We start from the raw sequence: 17,916 nt of genomic DNA on the forward strand, positions 1-17,916 counted from the left end.
AGATAATTATAATAAAAGCCTTATATAAAAAGCAAGGGGGGCTCAAGACCTCCCTCTCAAAGATGGGGCAAAATAGCCCCTATTTTCGCCCCTTTTTTGAGAGGGGCGGAAATTATCCCAAGGAATCCAGCTCCTCGTAGCGTTCGTACGCCTTTTCGAGGGCCGCCTCGCGGTCCGAGATCTCCTTCTGGAGCTCTACAATACGGGCGGCGTTCGTAAATACCTCCGGCTTGGAGAGCTCCGTCTGACGTTCAGCGATCTCGGATTCAAGCTGTTCGATCTTTTCGGGGAGGGCGGCGTATTCGCGCTCCTCGTTATAGCTGCGCTTCTTTTTCTTGACAGGAGCGGCGCCCGGGGCGGAATCCGAGTTCGCAGCGGAAGAGACGCTACCCGCGGAACGGGCCTGGGAAGCGGCAGCCTTTTCGGCGGCAAGCCTGGCGGCGTTAGCGGCTTCCTTGTCTCGCATCTTCTTGTTGGCCTCATAGTCACTGTAACCGCCCACGGCCTCGAAGATGTTACCATCCTCCTCGATGGCTAAAATGCCTGTGGCCACAGAGTCAAGGAAGGCGCGGTCGTGACTTACGGTAAGAACGGTACCCTTGTACTCCGCCAAAAGTTCCGCCAACAAATCCAAGGTTTCCATATCCAGATCGTTGGTCGGTTCGTCAAGAACCAAGACGTTACTGGGATGGCTGAAGAGGCATGCCAAAAGCAGGCGGTTTCGTTCACCGCCCGACAAGGCGCTGATCGGCCCGCGCGCCCTATCCGCAGAAAAAAGGAAATCTTGCAGATAACTTAACACATGGCGCTTGACGCCGTTCAAGGTAATATAAGCCTGGCCGTCGCCGATGTTTTCGATAAGGCTCTTGTCTTCGCGCAGGCGGGTACGCATCTGGTCGAAGTAGGCAATCTCCAGGTTGGAACCCAGGCGAACCTCGCCAGCCTCGGGCTTGAGCTCCCCAAGGATCAGCTTAAGCAAGGTTGTCTTGCCGGAACCGTTGGGGCCCACAATGCCAATGCGGTCACCGCGGCTCACCTCGGTAGAAAAATCATTGATCAGCGGGGCGCCATCGTAACTGTAGGTAACGCCGGTAAGGCGGGCCACCATGCGGCCGGAACGTTCCGCCTCCGTAATCTGCATGTTCACATTGCCGGTACGCACGCGACGTTCCGCACGTTCCTGGCGCATCTTGATAAGAGCGCGGACGCGGCCCTCGTTACGGGTACGTCGGGCCTGTATGCCCTTGCGGATCCACACTTCCTCTTCGGCGAGGCGCTTGTCGAAGAGGGCGTTGGCCTTTTCTTCTTCGGCCAGGGCCTGGTCGCGGAACTGCACGAACTTGTCGTAAGGAAAATCCCAACTGCGAACACGGCCGCGGTCCAGTTCAAAAATACGGTTGGCCACGCGACGCACAAAGGCGCGGTCATGGCTCACGAACATCACTGCACAATTCAGGCGGGTAACGATACCCTCCAGCCACTGGATAGCGGGAATGTCGAGATGGTTGGTAGGTTCGTCCAGCAAAAGCAGGTCCGGGTCCTCGGCCACGGCGCGGGCAAAAAGCACGCGGCGCTTCTGGCCACCGCTCAAGCTATCGTAGGGCGCGTCCGCATCAATCCCCGTCTTGCCAAGGATCGCCTCGGCAGCGGAATCATGATGGCCATCTTCGCCGGAGCCGTCTACAGCGCCAGTCCATCCGGCAGAACTTCCGGCGGCAACCTTCCCCATCACGATATCGCGGACCGTACCGTCGATATGGGCGGGAATCTCCTGGATCATGCGGCTCACGCGAAGGCCTGTCCGCTTGACCACATCGCCGGAATTGTACTCCATCTCGCCTGTCAGAACCTTGAGAAGCGTCGACTTTCCCTCGCCATTGCGGCCCACCAGGCAAATGCGGTCACCGGCCTCGATGTCAAAGGAAACGTTGTCCAACAGCGGGGCAGACCCGCCAAGACGCAAAAGAATGTTCTGTGCAGATAAAATTGGCATGAAACAAATTTAAAAAATCAAAACGCCCTAGCCTATTTAAAGCTGCCTATGTACATAACATTGAAATCGCCCGACGAGCCACTAGAAGACTGAATCTTGAATCGAACCGTCGCAAGCTGAGCCGCAACCTCGGGACCAGTCATTCTACCGCGGCCCCCATCCGGCCTGCTTAAACTTATCCCATTCAAAGCACCTTACGGCAACATCATTTGAACCTACTTTAGACAAGGTGACAAATGGAATATCATAGCCCAGCGTTTTTTCAACCTCATCTGTCGGCACTATTTCCAAAAAGGCAACAGCAGTAGACTTGTACGCAATACATAAACCTCCCCACAGAGATGCATCAGCAGCCTCAACGCGATTATCATAATCAACGCCGGCAACATTGAATGCCACACCGACCATTGGATTGTAGTCCAAGAAACCTTTGTCCAGCACGAAAGTACCGCAAATTCCCCCGCAATAATCAATAACCGGATCAAAGGCTTCGTCAGAATATTCATTGCCACGTTCAACAGGCCATACAATCTTGGACGCGCCACCATCAACAGCATCGTCATAAACATACCAGTATCCCGATGTTTCTGTACCGCAATCGAGGTCCGTATCAATCTGGTATACGGCATCAGAACCAAGCCAGCTGAGGTAACTTCCGCCAGTTAGTTTTCCGATGAAAGATTGATCGATCACCATCGAGGAACTAGAACTTTCCAAACTGGGGGAACCGCCGGAAATGATTTCATCCGGATTTACACCGATGGACCTTACGACAAAGTTTCCGCGAACTCCATCCATGCCCTGGATCTTGAACTTGACCTTGACAAGCACAGCGGCGGCATCCTTGCCCGACATACGGACCTTGCTCCAACCATACTGGCGGAACTTATCCCATGTAAAGCAGGCGGTTTCGCCCTTTGAAATAGGAAGAACCACATTGGGCAAGTCATAATCCACCCACTTGTCTCCACTAGCACCCAGGCCAAGTTCCATTGTCAGATTTACATCGGACTGGTAATCAATGCAAAGGCCCTTCCAGGCAACGACATCCATCGGCACGTCGCCGGATTCGGAAGCACCTGCCACAGCGACTTCAGCACCAACATAGGCTTCATAGCTTGCCTTACCACGTACCAAAGAAAAGTTCAGGCAAAAACCATCGCAAGCCTCCACCACCTTGTTGATAAAGCCAATGCTCTCGGGCACAGGCCACTGGAGAACAGAGGCGCCACCGTCTACGGCATCTGTATAGTAGCTCCAGATGTCTGCATCCGAATAGCTAAAACCCGGCTGACGCGCGAACTTGTAGCCCCCATTGGCACACCAAATGGAATTAGGCAGGCATTCTACCGACGACTTTGCAGAAGACGAGCTGGAGACAGAACCACTGGGAGATGAACCGTTGACCGAACCATCATCGGCCACCTCGGTACAGCGGGGATTGCCCGCATCGCAACCCTGCATAGATTCTAAGGTATCGGAACAGCCCGAAAAATAGAACAGAGACGCAGCAACGCCAAGCAGAGACAAATATCGCATCATGCTAGGTAAAGTAACTTATTTTTATCAAAAAGCAAACGCACGGACAAAAAAGATCCGCCGTGGTCCGCTCTTATCGCCGCCCTTTATTCGTTTTCTTCACAAGTTTGTCAAAGTCAGATTCAATCTTTTGCGTCTTGTTGAAAACGTCATACTCAGCGAAGGCCTTGCGTTCCGCCTGCTCGTGAGAAATTTTTCCTTTGCCATCAAGAACCTGGTACTTACGGAACTCCAGGAACTCATTTACAGCACCGGCAAACTGTTGCATAGTAAACGGGATTTCTCTTTCAATCAAGTCTTCTACATAATCAAAAAAGCCGCTCACAAGACGCTCCAGCCTTCTGATCTCCTTTTCGGTCAGATAGTTCTTGGCTATAGCGACATCGCTTTTCAGCACGCGACCATCAGGTGAGTTTTTCCATGTCAAAAGCCCCATGTGTTCCTTGGATGCATCGGCGTTAGCAGCGACAATTTCTGCAGCGGTCTGCCCAGTAATCGCAAAGTGGAACTTGTTCTGGACGGTCGCATAGAATTCCTTGGTGATTTCGGAATCCTTATTGTAGTCAAAACTGCATTCAGCAAAAATATCAGTAATCTGCTGCCAAATCCTACGTTCGCTTGCACGGATCGAACGTACTCGTTCCAGCAATTCACGGAAATAGTCTGCACCAAAGGCGTTTTCACCCTGCTTCAGGCGTTCATCGTCCAACACAAAGCCCTTGCGGATATATTCCTTGAGAATGCCAGTCGCCCAAATGCGGAACTGCGTTGCGCGAGCAGAACTGATGCGATAACCTACAGAAATAATGGCATCGAGATTGTAATATTCAACATTTCGTTTAACACTTCGAGAACCTTCTTCTTGAACTATTTCCAAAATGGAAACAGTTGCGCATTCCTGAAGTTCACCTTCGTCAAAGATGTTTTTCAAATGCTTTGAAATTGCCGGGACATTAACATTGAACAGTTCCCCCATGGCCTTTTGCGTAAGCCAAATGGTTTCATCCTTCACCAAGGCACTCACCTTGACATCTTCGTCGGGAGTGCTGTACATAAGGAACTGCAACTGTTTTTGAATACTATTGGCCATCATTTCTCCTTTCCGTAGACAAGCGTATAACTACGGATGTTTACTGCACAAATATACACTAGATAAAGAAATTTGTCAATAACCACTCAAATAAAAAAGACTCATAACATCTTCGCTTCCCCTATGTCGGGAGGACCTCGTTATGGATCTATTGAACTATTTACGCAGAGAATACATTTATTGACAAAGGTTTTGTCAAGCGTTCTTTCTTTTGGACTACATTTTGCAAACAACTGTTGACAAAAACTCTCGACAGTGTTGAGAGAAAAAAGCGCCGTGGTCCGCTCTTATTGATTGTCCTTCAAAATGTCAGAATACGGCATGAATGCCGTTAAGCGAGCCAAGGAAGCGAAGTGGTGTAAGTAAAGAGAAAATGGTAAATTCAGTGGTGAGAGTTCTTCATAACGCTATATAAATAGCGGAGACCACATTGGAATCGTCTTTAAGGCAACATCATTTCCAATGCGTTTTCTTTTTTGCGATATTTCACGTTTTAGTCTTTGAAAACCGCACTTTTCATAAAACTGATCCACACCAAGGTTCGTTTCAACATCTGCATCAACAGTTAAGATGCTACATGCAGCAATTTCACTACATCGACATGCAAGCATTCTAGCAAAAAAAATCATATTCTTTCCAACATTCCTATATCGTTGCGCATACAACTGGTCAACTGCTAATTGAGTCACCTTTATCGCAGGGATATTATCCATTGGCTTAATCTCAATGCCAAGGGATTTCTTGTCTTTAGAGGACACAAGCGCGGAAGAAGTAGCAAGCGACATATAAGCCACAATATCACCATTTAATCGATTTACGGCTATATAAGTCGTCGATAAATGTTTTTCTTGAAACGCCCCCGCAGAATCAGTCAAAAAATTTGAATACTGCTGGTATTTACAACAGAAACTTGCAGGGTTTTCCCCAGAGTATTTTTTTAGCAAAAAATGTTGCGCGAAAGATTCCGCATTCAATTCAATTTTTACAGTTTCATCGCCTTCTGTAAACATTGCATGCCCTCTTCCATCCGCTTTTTGACGGCTGCAGAAGGCACCTTGTTAATCACCTTCCACACATGTTCAAAATCTTCAGCGGTGATAACGGTAGCTTGAGACAAGGGTCTAATAGACTTTGTAGCCATGGTTACTCCTTTCGCAGATGTGTTTGGTTGATTTACAAAATGGGGAACACCCGTTCCTCTCTTGCACAAGATAGATTATCAAACCTCCATTTGCAAGAGTCTCCCTCCGCCAACAATCATTTTGCAAACAACTGTTGACAAAAACTCTCGACAGTGTTGAGAGAAAAAAGACCCACCGTGGTCCGCTCTTATCGCTAAGATCGCGTGGTGGGTACGATTGCCGGGAAGTTTCAGATTTTCCCTGTTTTCTTGGCGTAGTCTACTGCGGCGGAGTTGCACAGACTTTGTATTATAGTATGTAAAATTTCCTTAAGCACCTTGCCAGTTTTTTTAATTTGTACCTACATTACTGCCCGACGCACTTCTCTTTTTTAAGGAGAAGTGCGTTTTGTTTTATATGGGTTTCCATACTGCAAAGCGCCTCTAATTCGTATAAAGATGGAGGACCTATGCTCACCAAAGAATCTCTTGAGAAACTCATTTCACAAGACGAAAACAAAAACTTGGAACTGAAGAAGTCTACCGGCGAATTGAAAGAGGGCATGCGTTCGGCATGTGCGTTCTTGAATTCAGAGGGGGGCATGCTTATTTTTGGTATTACCCCGAGTTTGAATGTTGTAGGGCAATTGGTAAGCGAATCGACACGCCGCGACATTGCTCAGGCATTAACTGGAATCGAGCCTGCAATAAACCCAGTCATTGATTATATCGACATCCCCGATAAACCTGGATTTCAAGCCATTGCCATAACCTTACCCCCTTGGATCTATGGATCCAAGCCCTATACATTTCAAGGTAAACCATATTATAGAATTGAAAGTGTAACCAAGGCAATGCCTCGTCATTTGTTTGATGATCGAATAATGCAGAACCGCCCGCGAAAATACGCTTGGGAATTACAGCCTGCAGAGAACATCAGTATCGAAGACCTCGACGAAAACCGCATCCGCGGATCAGTGCGCGTAGGCGTTGAGGGCGGTCGCATTTCCGAAATGTCACTACACGCATCCATCCCCGAAATTCTTGAGAAATGGGAACTGTTGGAACACGGCGTAGTGAACAACGCCGCAGCAGTCCTTTTCGCCACCAAAAGAACCGGCGATTTCGTATTGAGAATGGCTCGTTTCCGTGGAACGGATAAACTCCATTTCGTCGACAACCAACGAATTCACGGGAATTTCTACGAACTGATGGACGCAGGCATGGCGTTCTTCTTTAAGCATCTTTCCCTTAGCGGCGAAATTACAGGGTGGTTCCGCGAAGAGCACTTAGACATTCCTGTAGCTGCCCTGCGCGAAGCTTTAATCAACGCCATTTGCCATCGCGATTACGAAATGTTCCAATGCTCTATCGGCATTGCCATTTACGACGACCGCATCGAAATCGAAAGCCCAGGCCTTTTACCCCATCCGTTAACACCCGACACCATAAAACAGCCTCACAGATCATATCCTAGAAACAAGACAATGGCCTCTGTACTATACAGCACCATGATCCTCGAAAGTTGGGGTTCCGGAATCAAGCGCATTATGGACGCCTGCAAGGCCGACGGCGCCGAAGAGCCCACCTGGCACGAAGAAACAGGCTTTGTGGTGGTCACCTTCCCCTTCAACAAATTGAACGGCATGAAAGTGAAAAAAGCGGATGACCCTCAAAATGTCACCCATAATGAACCTCAAAAAGAACCCCAAAATGAGCCTCAAAATCGTCACAATCGTATTGCATCAATAATTGCAGAAAAACAAACCATATCTATTAACGAAATTGCACGATTGTTAGAGGTAAGCCGGCCAACAATAAAGAGAGACCTCAAAATCCTCGGTTACAAATGGAAAGGCCCCTCTAAAACAGGTCACTGGGAAAGATAAACTCTCACCACTGGAGAGAGAAAAAAAGACCCACCGTGGTCCGCTCTTATCGCTAAGATCGCGTGGTGGGTACTATCGTTGTTAATGTACGTTTATAGAAGTTATTTGTCAAGGCGTTATTTGCACGGCAATATCTGCAAGGGATTGCACATGGTTTTTACGGGGCGGAGCCTTTCTTCAATGCCGCATCCTGCAAGCTTTTCAGCAAGAGCACTCGCATTGCAAATTTGCAACTTCCCAACAATGTTGCCAACAATAACGCCTTCCCCATCTGTATAGCCAGCAAAAGTTTTGCAATTGATCAAATGCGGATGCACCGGATATACGAATCCATTTCTTGTATGGTAGAAATAGAATATCATTTTAGAACAGCCGCGACGCAAAAACTCCACATAACCTGGTTTCAAATAACCGACCATGGTTAATTGCTGCGCAGAATAATCCGCCCTAACTTCAGCAACCTGCAACAAACTAGGAATTATAGCGTCATAGCTATAGTCCGGAGACTTCTGAATTTCAGCCACACAAAGTTCTAATTCAGCCTTACGATTTTTTCTTTGATGATGGTGCCGGGAATAAAAATGCGTTAAACACATTTTGAATTCCATTCTTTAGATTTCGGCGTCTTTGGCATATCAGTTCTATTTTAGGATCTTTGCGATTTTTCAAAGATTTCTTTTTGCATTTCTATTTCGCGGGCAAGGACCTCTTTAGACGGCATGTAGGTCAAGTACTTGGCGGCATACATTCTTTTATTCGTCGCCAATGTGGAGAATTTCGCCACATCCCCGTTCGTTTCGGAACAAAGAATAACGCCAATGGTAGGGTTGTCACCTTCGGAACGCTTGTGGGTGTCATAAAGTTTCAAGTACATATCCATCTGCCCAACATCTTCGTAACAAATCTTGCGGGTCTTGAGATCTACAAGCACAAAGCATTTGAGCATGTAGTTATAAAACACCAGATCTATATAATAGTCGTCTTCTTCTGTATGAATATGCTGCTGGCGACTTACCAGCGCGTAGCCCTTGCCCATTTCCATGAGGAATTTTTGCAGATGGTTCAAGATGGCATTCTCAAGTGTTGTCTCTGTAAATGCAGCATCTTGATTCAAACCAAGAAATTCCACGATCATGGGATTTTTAATGAACTGAGATTTTTCTTTTTGGTAATCCGCTGTAAGGGATTTCATTTCCCTAACCACAACGGCTTTTTTGTTCTTAGGAGTCTGCACCAAACGATAATAATACTGCGAGGCGATATTTCGTTTCAAAGTGCGGTAATCCCACTGCTCTGAGGCTGCTTCCTGCATATACCAGTGACGAGCCTTTTCGTCGGCGACACGCATTAAGTTTTCATAATGCATCCACGATAATTGAGGGAGTATAGCACTTCCCCTCGTCGTTCAATTTAGCAACCATTGGTTGCTGAATTTGGTCCACCACTTCCACAAATTTGTTCGGCAGAATCTGAAGGACTTGCAAATTCGGAAACATCAGGTAAAATTTTCTGAAATTGCGAATAACGGTTTCCGAATACCCCTTCCCGAATTTTTCGGTCAGCGACTCCGACGCCAACTGAATCACATGCTTGCCGTAACCCGCGCGGGCCTTTCCCTGCTGCTCCTGCTCCACAATGCGCCAGCCGATAAGCCAGTTGCACGCCACCTGCATAAGGTTCGCCGCACGGAAACTCATGTCGCGAGCGGTGGAAACGATGGTTCCTAAATCATTGACGAACAACTTGTCGTCAGACTTTTTCAAAGCCGAGTTCTCTCTGGGCATAGTATCTCCTTTGGATAAAAAAAAACACCTGTTTTTCACAGATGTCATAGAGATACTTTTCGTACGTCAGGCAGAATGTTAGCTATTTATAAAACGCTGGCAAGGGTCATTTTGTAATTTATACGTAAAATATCAAGACCCGCCGCAATCATCAATGCCCACCCCTTGCACAGGTGAAAAGTTTTGTGTATCTTTTATGGCGTAATTATGGCAACCTCTAGCATTACGCACAATTTCGTGTTTGACGCCGAAAGCACTCAGCGGTTCGCTGACCAGCTCGAAGCCGCCGAACGCGACGCCCAGAAACCCATTCCCCAAATCGCAAGATTTGTGACGGACCCCAAGGAAATCCTTGCTTTTATGTCAAAGCAAGGAAATAATGGGTAGTAATAGATGTAGAGCGTTTTCTGCTCAATAATTCCATTTCTTTTTCACGAAAGAAACAGTCTGTGAGCTATTGCGTTTATGATGGCGACAAACATCTTGTCGGCTATTTCGCTCTTGCCGTAAAATGTCCGGCGGATATTTTGAGTTTGTCCCATTTGAAGAAACTGCCCTGCATAAAAATACATGCCAAAAATCCACTCCCGGAGAAATGATTGTTGCAGCAAGAGGCCTATGCAATTGGACGCAAGCCCAACTTGCCGAAAAACTGAATGTCGCCGTGCAAAACGTTTCCGAAATGGAACGCGGAAAACGTCCGGTATCCAAGAAAATGGCCGTAAAATTGGGAGAAATATTCGGATGCGCCCCTAGCACATTCTTCGCCTTCCCAGAGAATCTGTAATTCGTTCAAAAAAAATCACCACCGTGGTCCGCTCTTATTGCTAAGATCGCGTGGTGGGTACGATTGCCGGGAATCTACTCTCCATCAAAAAAACTAAGGTCTTAATGCGTTAAATGTTTAACTTCTTTGAAAGACTTGATTTCGTCAGCCAGAACTTTCTGCAGTTCTTCCTTGGGCAACAGTAATTGATAATCAGCAACTCCAATAGGCTTGCCAACACCATCAAGCGAAAGTTCAACTTCAACATTATCTTTTGTTGCACAAAGAATAATACCGACCGAACGATTTTCACCTTCCCCGCGCTCCAGGCGGTCAAGCAACGAAAGATAATAGTTCATCTTACCTACATATTCCGGCTTAAATTCACCCACTTTCAAATCAATTGCCACCAAACATTTCAGTTGCCTATGGAAGAAAAGCATATCTACCCCGCTTGCTTTCCCGTTGAATTCCAGCTCATGCTGATTTCCAATAAAGGCAAAGCCCTTTCCAAGTTCCAAAAGGAACTGTCTAACCTTTTCAACAAGTTTTCGTTCCAGTTCCAACTCCATTACCGGCTCTGTAATTCCAAGGAAACCCAAGTTATAAGTGCTGCGAAATGCTTCGTTCGCAAATTCCGCCTGACCTTCGGGCAACGTGTCCTTGAAGTTGTTTTGAGGGCGGTTAAGAGCAGCATGTTCATACATTTGCATTTTCACGGCGTTTATCAGCAAATCACGCGTCCATCCCTTGGCAACGCACTCATTTGCATAGAAAAGGATTTGTTTGTCGTCAAAATTTTGGCTTAAAAGATAAAGATTTTGCCCCCATGTCAAAAGTGCTACGCTCCGTAGCACTTTTTCATCGGAGTTGCAATATCGTACATAATACTTTTTCATGTTCCGACAAACAACAGAATTTCCATGCTTACTATCGAGTTTGCGTTCATGCAACATTTTCCCGATTTCCCAATAAGCGGCGTTTTTCGCCAATATTTAGTTGACGAGCAACGTTTACACGAGCCCGTTTAATTACTGCAACAGCCTGTTGCAGAATTTCACCATATTCAGATTCTACCTGCAAAACAATCTTTTTTGTCATAATATTCTCCGTACGTTTAAACCACCATTTTCCCCTCGCCGGGAAAATGGTCGATAGCATTCTTTTTGATTATAAAGATGTTCCAGTAACATTGTTGGCGAGGGTCTTCCTCGGCGTTACCTGGCGCAATTTCGCCTTGCGGCAATCTCACGCGCTCGAGCAGGTCGTGTTCCTGCCAGCTATCCAACAACATCAACCAGATGGTTAATGAACCTTGCCGCGAATGCACGTACGGACTTTTGCAAGTCTATGTCGACTGTCGCAAGGAGTGATGAATTATGGGATAAATATAATTAAAGATTTTGACAGTAAAGTGTCAAAAAAACTCTCGACAGTGTTGAGAGAAAAAGACCCATCGTGGTCCGCTCTTGTCGCCAAGATCGCGTGGTGGGTACTATTGTACACATAGATACATTCTTATTTTCAAAATGTCAAGTCTATCGCAAACAGCTCCGCCTTAGTACTTTTTTCTTTGTGAACTTTGTATATTCTTTATCGAATTTGTTATATCACAGCACATAACAGAACCTTGTGCCAATTTTTTATATGGACTTTAATATGAGATTCGACACAAGAAATGAACTATGGTTATATTCGCGTAAGCACAGACAAGCAGACTGTTGAAAACCAGCGCTTTGAAATAACTCGTTTTGCTTTACAGCAACATCTTGAAATCAATGGATGGATTGAAGAAACCATCAGCGGAACAAAAAATTTCAGTAATAGACAGCTCGGGAGGCTTCTGAATAAAATTCAGAAAGGTGACCTCATCATTTGCGCAGAACTTTCTCGACTAGGACGCAGTCTTTTCATGATCATGGAAATTCTTAATATTTGCATGAACAAGGAATGTCGCGTTTGGACTATAAAAGACAATTACCGTTTAGGTGACGACATTCAAAGTAAAGTTCTCGCATTCGCCTTCGGCCTCTCTGCTGAAATTGAGAGAAACCTAATCAGCCAAAGAACTAAGGAAGCCCTCGCACGAAAAAAAAGTGAAGGAATTATTTTAGGACGAAAACTGGGCTCAAAATCAGCGCCCAATCAAAAATGCGAAAGGAATCGTGAAAAAATCAAATTTGCACTATTAAACGGAACAAGCAAAAGCGAAATAGCAAACAATCTACACATCGCTCGCGGAACACTTTATCGATGGTTAAACGAAACTAACCTTTTTCAGCAAAATGCTCAATCAAATTCGCTAATTCAGCAATATCATCCTTAGACGACGTAGGGTGACGATACATAATGGATCGGACATCTAAAAGAATTCCGTATATCTTTTCGTATGCACTTCCATTATGCACCCAATCCCCTGTGGAAGACCCGAAACAAAGTGTTTTGTAGGCACCACTCTTTTCTTCATTAAACCACTTACGAGATTCAGCATTGTACGGAATAATGAACGCATTGTAAATGTTCTTTCCTGCAGCCTTTTTTTGCGTTTCAACATATTCTGCATACGCAAGCTGTTTTAATATAGAACCTGAACCAGGCAAATGGAAATTACTTCTTGTGACCCCATACTTATAATACTTTGAATCTAGAATAAAGACTTTATCACCATAAATCATTATGGAATCAGGTCTTAATGCTGATTTTTCCGTTTCTTGCCATTGGACTTCTTCAGAATTTTTTGAGTCAAGAGTTGTCCAAGAACATTTTGGATAATAATCTTGCTTGTTGGATACGCCAAAAACCTTGTCAATCAAGCCTTCCCATACATATTCAAAATCATCCGTTCCAAAGAATAAATTTTGTGGTTTGTCATCTTTTGCTAAGGAAAGAATTATCTCCAACATATTGTGGAAAAGCTGCAAATTCCGTTCATTAAAAGTGTTTGCAATTTTTTTACGCAAGACCGAAACAAACAACTCTTTTCTTAATGGAATTGCAAAATTTGTTGGTCGCGGAAAACCAAATATTGGTCCAATCTTTTTATAGCTCTCTAATACACAATATTTATGGATTTGTGTAATAAGTGCATTTTCGTTTAAAGAATTCTTTTTTCGAATATAGTCTAGATAAACGGCCGAATTCTCAGATACCTGAGGACGGATTTGTTTTATAGTCCTGTTCCAATTTATCTTTCCACTAGCACCACGTTTAAAAGTAGTTTCGTTTTCTACATAGTATCCATAATTCAAATAATGGACAAAAACACCAATATACGCGTGAATCGGAAAACTTTCTGATTCTTGTTCAGACTTGGTCAATTTCCCATTAGATTTTTTACCATAGGCGGAAAGAACCGAAATAAGATTCAGAATATCTTTTCGTTCTTGAATTGGGTCATGACTTCTACAATAGCCCAACGGAAAATACACCTTAGGCATATCGTCTTCGATTTTTATTCCGACGAACTCATTGCCCTGTAGTTTGGCATCATAAACACAGATGTCGCTAAGATTGTCCATCGCTCTGTTGATCGGCAGATGATTCAGCAACGTTTAAACATTTTCGGAAGTTTTCTTCAAAAACACCAAAACCAACATCGCCAACAAAAGCTTCTATCACTAATTCCAAAGACTTCTTTTCGTAGTCCCCAAAGATTGCTCTATTGAACTTAAACGCGTCATCCCACAAGAATTTGATAACCTTATCAGCGAAGTTTTCTTTAGAAATAAAGGTATCGCCTTCTTTCTCAGGAACAACAAACCACCCGCCCAAACGCTTATCCTCGAGACTAGAGAAATTTGATGTATAGTCTGGGTCAACAATCTTATTGTTGATTTCTTCACGGAACTTCCCCCACTTAACACCAGAATCGCCAATAGTAAGACTATATTGAGCAGCTTCTTTTGAATCAGAGAGATCCAATGTGTTTGGGATTTGCTTCATCTTCCAACGTCGCTGGAAAGCGTTATCCAAAGTGAATACATTTTGATCTGATGTATTCATTGTGGCATAAATGGAAAGATTGGGAGGAAGGCGAATATCAACATTATCGTTAAATGTTGTGTTACCTAGCTTCTTTTCTGGCAACGGGCCATCTACGATTTCTCCGTCATACGCGCCACGGAAATACGCATTGATATAATCGTTATTTACGCAGTAATCACTCCAGCCAATGCCATAAGTGTTCCCGTTTAAATTTTCCGTTTGTTCATGCCTTGTTTTTCTATCTAAAAGTTGGAAAATATCCCCAAAAATTGCAGCCGCATTTCCGCGGTTGATTTCTTCGATAATCAGAGCATATTCAAAATTGGGATTTTCGTATGCAACACGCAAAATTTTTGCAAAGGGACCGGCCTTGAAATTGTAACGAACACCACCATCTTTCTTCGTTTCTGGCATAATTTGCCCAACAAAATCAGCATTGCAATAATCCGGATGAAACACCACTCTCTTCGTTCTATCCTGAGGAATTCCCTTAGCCTTTAAATCTTCTTTAACCTGATGAGACTTTCCACAACCGGGAACACCATAATAGATGATTTGAACCAAATCTTTCGCAATTTCGGTAGCGTTTTTTTCCTTACTTACGCATTCCGGATCATCTTGTTCTCTACCAAGGTCATCATCTAAACAAAGAAGTAAATGACGATCATTTTCTGACAACAATGCATTAAAAATACTATAGCTAGGATTATCGCATTTGATAATCTTCACTCCATAACTTACGCCAATCTTTTCTATGTAGAGAAGATCGTTTTCTTCAACAATTTCTTGATGATATTGAAGTAAATCCAATAATTCTCGCGAAATAGAATATCCATTTTGACTAATTATTTCTATTCGCTTAACAACAGCCTTGTCGTTAAAATGAAAAACAGGTACTTTCAAGCTGCTTCTACCGCCAAGAACATCTGGAGAACCGTTAAAAAAGCGTTCCACGATCTCATGCGTAACAGACAATGAATTAACATCACTATTTATAATTTTTTTTATATATAAATGCATTTGAATTACCTATTGAAGGTTTCAAAGAACGCACGTCTATCATCTCGCGCATTATATACATCACAATTCTTATATTCTCGTCTCCGAAGGCGGATATCAAAATTATCTGCAACACTCATAACATCAGAATACTCATTGATAAAGAATTTAACACACGCTAAATTACCAGTTACTTCACCAAATAACATGTTGCAAGCTTCTTCTAAATTTGCACAGTTTGGATGCTCCATTACCAAATTTGCAATAGCATCAACCAATCTTAAAGAATGATTCGAATTTTCAAATTTTCGAGCCGTATAAGGATTTGGAACATAATATTGAGTAACCCAATATTTTAAATATTCTTCAGCTTCGCGGTCCGTTATATCATGATCAAATCTTGGATGATAAACATTTCTTTCATCCACATAGTACAAACCTAATTGACACGCCAATTGATAAGCTGTTTTTATAAAAGCTGGACCATACGGAGATCGATTCATAATACGTCTAAATTCAGCATCACTCATTTCTTCCTTTGGCAATCGAGAAACAAGTTCCACGGTTGTCCATACTGAAGCATTTCGCCACTTACAAATTGGATCACCCATAATCAGCCCTCATCTCCAAGCCAATATCTTATCAAGGCTTGTTCTCTTTGTTCAATCACAATCAGATTTTCTTTATCACTTCTATCTAGACTCAAATAATCCTTACCCAAAATGGCTGATTCCTTCTGATCCAATAGTTTTTCTTCAATAGCAATTTGAATAGACCATTGTTCCGCAATAGCACGAGCAATCCCAGGGAAAGTTTTACTTCTTAGGGTCCTTCTCTCCTCAGGAGTTTTTGCCTTTGCTAAAGCATCCGAATACCATTTCGGCTGAGACTTTCCGCTTTTAAAAACAACCCTTTCCCCACGATCATCAGTTTCTTTTGACGGGTGTAAAGTCCACAAATTTTTTAACCATAAGCATGTATTCTTTGAGAAAGCATCTCCAAACATGTACGGCTGAATTGCCTGATCAGGCTTTCTCCATCGACTACTCATTATCCCAACAGGATTTTCAATAGCAATTCTTTTCACATTTGCATTAGCTAGCAACATGAAAAAATTCACACCATCTTCTCGATCCTTAGCTCTATTAGGATATTTGGGATGTGGACGTCTTTCGTCAATAGGAAGATCCTTATCATCCGGATGATAATACCATTGAGCTCCACTGACCGCAAGATAAGTACATGGCGGATGGCCAATCATTATATCCCATTCACCATTAACTTTCGCGGTTTCGCCATTTTGTAAGACAAGATTCGTTTTATCTAGCACAGCCAAAATATCGTGACTAAAATGCCATTCAGGGTGATTACCGCTACATTCCAACAAATCACAACTAAAGGCATTATGTCCCAATTTTCTAAATGCTGAACATACTGCTTGACTTTCTTCACAGGCGATAAGAACGTTTAAGGGGCGCTTCATTTTGTGCCCCCCTTCTTCAGAGAGTCACACATTGCCTCTGCAATTTCCTGTGCAAAAAGCACGGGAACGGCATTCCCGATCATTTTAAAGCAATACGGATTTGATCCAATGAATTTGAAGTCCATTGGAAACGACTGCAATAAAGCAGCTTCCCTCATCGTTATTGATCGAAGCTGTTTTTCATCCGGGTGGATAAACATGTATCCATCTTTTTGGAGATGCGATACAATGGTAGGAGACGGCTTATCCCATTCAAGGTTTCGGTACTTAACGTGATTCGAAGAATGTCCCGTTATTTTGGTATAGAATTCCTTTTTCTCTTCTTGAGAAAAGGAATTCATTTTTTTTCCTAGCCATTCCCTAAACAAACGCTGATCCCGTTCCCCATGATAGCGGGAAACATGCAGATCTACTTTCGCTCCACTTTTTTGCTTATGCGAAACTTTTGAGCGTCCAGACTCATCAACAACGTCTAGCGGATAAAGTTTCGGCAATCCACCAATAGCATCTCTTACAGTCTTACGTTCAAGACTTTTCCTTTTTTCCAAAGAGCCATAAAAAACATCAAGATTCTGCTTCGAACCTTTAGGAACGCCGATGATGATGATTCGATTTCTTTTCTGTGGAACACCAAAATCTTCAGCACAAAAAACGGATCTTTTTAAATCCTCCGGAGAACGAATCTCGTATCCTATTTTTTTGAACGCATCGTATATACGTTCCTTCACAGGAACGCCACCAGGACAGGCACTTAGTAATCCTGGTACATTTTCAAAAACAAAGAACTTGGGTTTAAAGTGGTCAACTATTTTGACGAAACTTTCAAACAAATAGTTTCGATAGTCATCCTTCATTCCCGTCGGAGACTGAGCACGTCCAGCAATAGAGTATGCCTGACAAGGTGGACCGCCAATAATGCAATCAACCTTTTTATTCCCAATTAATCCGGCTAATCCTTTTTCTGCAATCGAATCATCATTCTCCGCCTCATACAGCAAGCGAGTTTCATCAGACCAACCACCATAAATGAGTTCATCAGTCTTTTGAACATCAAATTTGATTACCCTTTTTTTTGCGTCTGATTCTGAATGATTCCATTTTTCAACAAGTCGATTACGCAAAGTGTTGACCATGGGAGATTCCCATTCAACATGAGCTAATCCTTCATATTTTCCTGTTAATAGGAAGCCTTCGCTTAATCCACCACAACCAGCGAAGAGATCAATAAACGTGAGTTTCTTTTGGGCAGTCTGTCCCATTTTAACGTTC

The 17,916-nt window shown here is 43.7% G+C and carries 19 protein-coding genes and 1 pseudogene; 5 read left to right on the plus strand and 15 right to left on the minus strand.

Annotation, left to right across the window (positions count from 1 at the left end; all coding sequences use genetic code 11):
• Nucleotides 1-112: 112 nt before the first annotated feature.
• From MJZ26_03300 to MJZ26_03320, 5 genes are all read right to left on the minus strand, one after another.
• Entirely contained in the window at nucleotides 113-1,993 is a 1,881-nt protein-coding gene (locus MJZ26_03300) for an ATP-binding cassette domain-containing protein (protein MCQ2104799.1), read from the minus strand.
• A gap of 144 nt (nucleotides 1,994-2,137) precedes the next feature.
• Nucleotides 2,138-3,535: a hypothetical protein gene (locus tag MJZ26_03305; protein MCQ2104800.1), complete on the minus strand. Its 1,398-nt coding sequence runs from the start codon at nucleotides 3,533-3,535 to the stop codon at nucleotides 2,138-2,140.
• 70 nt (nucleotides 3,536-3,605) lie between these two features.
• On the minus strand, nucleotides 3,606-4,625 hold the full coding sequence (locus MJZ26_03310; GenBank protein MCQ2104801.1) for a virulence RhuM family protein: 1,020 nt from the start codon (nucleotides 4,623-4,625) through the stop codon (nucleotides 3,606-3,608).
• Between the two features lie 404 nt (nucleotides 4,626-5,029).
• Entirely contained in the window at nucleotides 5,030-5,632 is a 603-nt protein-coding gene (locus MJZ26_03315) for a hypothetical protein (protein MCQ2104802.1), read from the minus strand.
• Nucleotides 5,605-5,763 carry a hypothetical protein gene (locus MJZ26_03320; GenBank protein ID MCQ2104803.1) on the minus strand — a complete coding sequence of 53 codons (159 nt, stop codon included), beginning with the start codon at nucleotides 5,761-5,763 and terminating at the stop codon, nucleotides 5,605-5,607. The genes MJZ26_03315 and MJZ26_03320 overlap by 28 nt, the downstream gene beginning before the upstream one ends.
• A gap of 449 nt (nucleotides 5,764-6,212) precedes the next feature.
• Between MJZ26_03320 and MJZ26_03325 the strand changes: the two genes are divergently transcribed.
• Nucleotides 6,213-7,631: a putative DNA binding domain-containing protein gene (locus tag MJZ26_03325; GenBank protein MCQ2104804.1), complete on the plus strand. Its 1,419-nt coding sequence runs from the start codon at nucleotides 6,213-6,215 to the stop codon at nucleotides 7,629-7,631.
• Nucleotides 7,632-7,747: 116 nt separating this feature from the next.
• On the opposite strand, the gene MJZ26_03330 is transcribed toward MJZ26_03325, so the two are convergent.
• From MJZ26_03330 to MJZ26_03340, 3 genes and pseudogenes are all read right to left on the minus strand, one after another.
• Nucleotides 7,748-8,155 (minus strand): hypothetical protein, encoded by a 408-nt coding sequence (locus MJZ26_03330; protein ID MCQ2104805.1) that lies wholly within the window; start codon nucleotides 8,153-8,155, stop codon nucleotides 7,748-7,750.
• Nucleotides 8,156-8,277: 122 nt separating this feature from the next.
• On the minus strand, nucleotides 8,278-8,766 hold the full coding sequence (locus tag MJZ26_03335; protein MCQ2104806.1) for a DUF1016 domain-containing protein: 489 nt from the start codon (nucleotides 8,764-8,766) through the stop codon (nucleotides 8,278-8,280).
• Nucleotides 8,767-8,928: 162 nt separating this feature from the next.
• A pseudogene (locus MJZ26_03340) lies at nucleotides 8,929-9,304 on the minus strand (DUF1016 N-terminal domain-containing protein).
• A 318-nt stretch (nucleotides 9,305-9,622) separates the two neighbouring features.
• Here MJZ26_03340 and MJZ26_03345 point away from each other — a divergent pair.
• Nucleotides 9,623-9,802, plus strand: a complete 180-nt coding sequence (locus MJZ26_03345) for a hypothetical protein (protein ID MCQ2104807.1) — start codon at nucleotides 9,623-9,625, stop codon at nucleotides 9,800-9,802.
• A gap of 124 nt (nucleotides 9,803-9,926) precedes the next feature.
• Nucleotides 9,927-10,202, plus strand: a complete 276-nt coding sequence (locus MJZ26_03350; GenBank protein ID MCQ2104808.1) for a helix-turn-helix domain-containing protein — start codon at nucleotides 9,927-9,929, stop codon at nucleotides 10,200-10,202.
• Between the two features lie 101 nt (nucleotides 10,203-10,303).
• Here the strand turns inward: MJZ26_03350 and MJZ26_03355 are convergent, their stop codons facing one another.
• Both MJZ26_03355 and MJZ26_03360 read right to left on the minus strand, forming a co-directional pair.
• A complete protein-coding gene (locus MJZ26_03355) occupies nucleotides 10,304-11,080 on the minus strand; it encodes a PDDEXK nuclease domain-containing protein (GenBank protein MCQ2104809.1) in 777 nt (258 codons plus the stop codon).
• A gap of 46 nt (nucleotides 11,081-11,126) precedes the next feature.
• Nucleotides 11,127-11,282 carry a hypothetical protein gene (locus MJZ26_03360; GenBank protein ID MCQ2104810.1) on the minus strand — a complete coding sequence of 52 codons (156 nt, stop codon included), beginning with the start codon at nucleotides 11,280-11,282 and terminating at the stop codon, nucleotides 11,127-11,129.
• 46 nt (nucleotides 11,283-11,328) lie between these two features.
• Between MJZ26_03360 and MJZ26_03365 the strand changes: the two genes are divergently transcribed.
• Nucleotides 11,329-11,490: a hypothetical protein gene (locus MJZ26_03365; protein ID MCQ2104811.1), complete on the plus strand. Its 162-nt coding sequence runs from the start codon at nucleotides 11,329-11,331 to the stop codon at nucleotides 11,488-11,490.
• A gap of 369 nt (nucleotides 11,491-11,859) precedes the next feature.
• The gene (locus MJZ26_03370) at nucleotides 11,860-12,507 is read left to right on the plus strand and encodes a master DNA invertase Mpi family serine-type recombinase (GenBank protein MCQ2104812.1); all 648 of its coding nucleotides are present in this window, start codon (nucleotides 11,860-11,862) and stop codon (nucleotides 12,505-12,507) included.
• Here MJZ26_03370 and MJZ26_03375 read toward each other — a convergent pair.
• From MJZ26_03375 to MJZ26_03395, 5 genes are all read right to left on the minus strand, one after another.
• On the minus strand, nucleotides 12,449-13,699 hold the full coding sequence (locus MJZ26_03375) for an LlaJI family restriction endonuclease (GenBank protein MCQ2104813.1): 1,251 nt from the start codon (nucleotides 13,697-13,699) through the stop codon (nucleotides 12,449-12,451). The two genes, MJZ26_03370 and MJZ26_03375, sit on opposite strands and share 59 nt — an antisense overlap.
• Nucleotides 13,686-15,119: an AAA family ATPase gene (locus tag MJZ26_03380; GenBank protein ID MCQ2104814.1), complete on the minus strand. Its 1,434-nt coding sequence runs from the start codon at nucleotides 15,117-15,119 to the stop codon at nucleotides 13,686-13,688. Before MJZ26_03380 ends, MJZ26_03375 begins: the two co-directional genes overlap by 14 nt.
• A 71-nt stretch (nucleotides 15,120-15,190) precedes the next feature.
• A complete protein-coding gene (locus tag MJZ26_03385) occupies nucleotides 15,191-15,775 on the minus strand; it encodes a hypothetical protein (protein MCQ2104815.1) in 585 nt (194 codons plus the stop codon).
• Between the two features lie 2 nt (nucleotides 15,776-15,777).
• On the minus strand, nucleotides 15,778-16,647 hold the full coding sequence (locus MJZ26_03390) for a hypothetical protein (GenBank protein MCQ2104816.1): 870 nt from the start codon (nucleotides 16,645-16,647) through the stop codon (nucleotides 15,778-15,780).
• Nucleotides 16,644-17,916: DNA cytosine methyltransferase (locus MJZ26_03395; protein MCQ2104817.1), on the minus strand; the 1,273-nt coding region annotated here is incomplete at its 5' end. The genes MJZ26_03395 and MJZ26_03390, both read right to left, overlap by 4 nt.

Source organism: Fibrobacter sp., from assembly GCA_024398965.1.
In the GTDB taxonomy this organism is placed as follows: Bacteria; Fibrobacterota; Fibrobacteria; order Fibrobacterales; family Fibrobacteraceae; genus Fibrobacter.

Excerpts from the sequence above, each read along its gene's own strand:
- MJZ26_03305 (MCQ2104800.1), bottom strand. The coding sequence starts at position 3,535 with ATGATGCGATATTTGTCTCTGCTTGGCGTTGCTGCGTCTCTGTTCTAT.
- MJZ26_03325 (MCQ2104804.1), top strand. The coding sequence starts at position 6,213 with ATGCTCACCAAAGAATCTCTTGAGAAACTCATTTCACAAGACGAAAAC.
- MJZ26_03350 (MCQ2104808.1), top strand. The coding sequence starts at position 9,927 with ATGTCCGGCGGATATTTTGAGTTTGTCCCATTTGAAGAAACTGCCCTG.
- MJZ26_03345 (MCQ2104807.1), top strand. The coding sequence starts at position 9,623 with ATGGCAACCTCTAGCATTACGCACAATTTCGTGTTTGACGCCGAAAGC.
- MJZ26_03365 (MCQ2104811.1), top strand. The coding sequence starts at position 11,329 with ATGGTCGATAGCATTCTTTTTGATTATAAAGATGTTCCAGTAACATTG.
- MJZ26_03385 (MCQ2104815.1), bottom strand. The coding sequence starts at position 15,775 with ATGGGTGATCCAATTTGTAAGTGGCGAAATGCTTCAGTATGGACAACC.
- MJZ26_03390 (MCQ2104816.1), bottom strand. The coding sequence starts at position 16,647 with ATGAAGCGCCCCTTAAACGTTCTTATCGCCTGTGAAGAAAGTCAAGCA.
- MJZ26_03335 (MCQ2104806.1), bottom strand. The coding sequence starts at position 8,766 with ATGATCGTGGAATTTCTTGGTTTGAATCAAGATGCTGCATTTACAGAG.
- MJZ26_03310 (MCQ2104801.1), bottom strand. The coding sequence starts at position 4,625 with ATGATGGCCAATAGTATTCAAAAACAGTTGCAGTTCCTTATGTACAGC.
- MJZ26_03360 (MCQ2104810.1), bottom strand. The coding sequence starts at position 11,282 with ATGACAAAAAAGATTGTTTTGCAGGTAGAATCTGAATATGGTGAAATT.
- MJZ26_03375 (MCQ2104813.1), bottom strand. The coding sequence starts at position 13,699 with ATGGACAATCTTAGCGACATCTGTGTTTATGATGCCAAACTACAGGGC.
- MJZ26_03320 (MCQ2104803.1), bottom strand. The coding sequence starts at position 5,763 with ATGGCTACAAAGTCTATTAGACCCTTGTCTCAAGCTACCGTTATCACC.
- MJZ26_03315 (MCQ2104802.1), bottom strand. The coding sequence starts at position 5,632 with ATGTTTACAGAAGGCGATGAAACTGTAAAAATTGAATTGAATGCGGAA.
- MJZ26_03300 (MCQ2104799.1), bottom strand. The coding sequence starts at position 1,993 with ATGCCAATTTTATCTGCACAGAACATTCTTTTGCGTCTTGGCGGGTCT.
- MJZ26_03370 (MCQ2104812.1), top strand. The coding sequence starts at position 11,860 with ATGAACTATGGTTATATTCGCGTAAGCACAGACAAGCAGACTGTTGAA.
- MJZ26_03355 (MCQ2104809.1), bottom strand. The coding sequence starts at position 11,080 with ATGAAAAAGTATTATGTACGATATTGCAACTCCGATGAAAAAGTGCTA.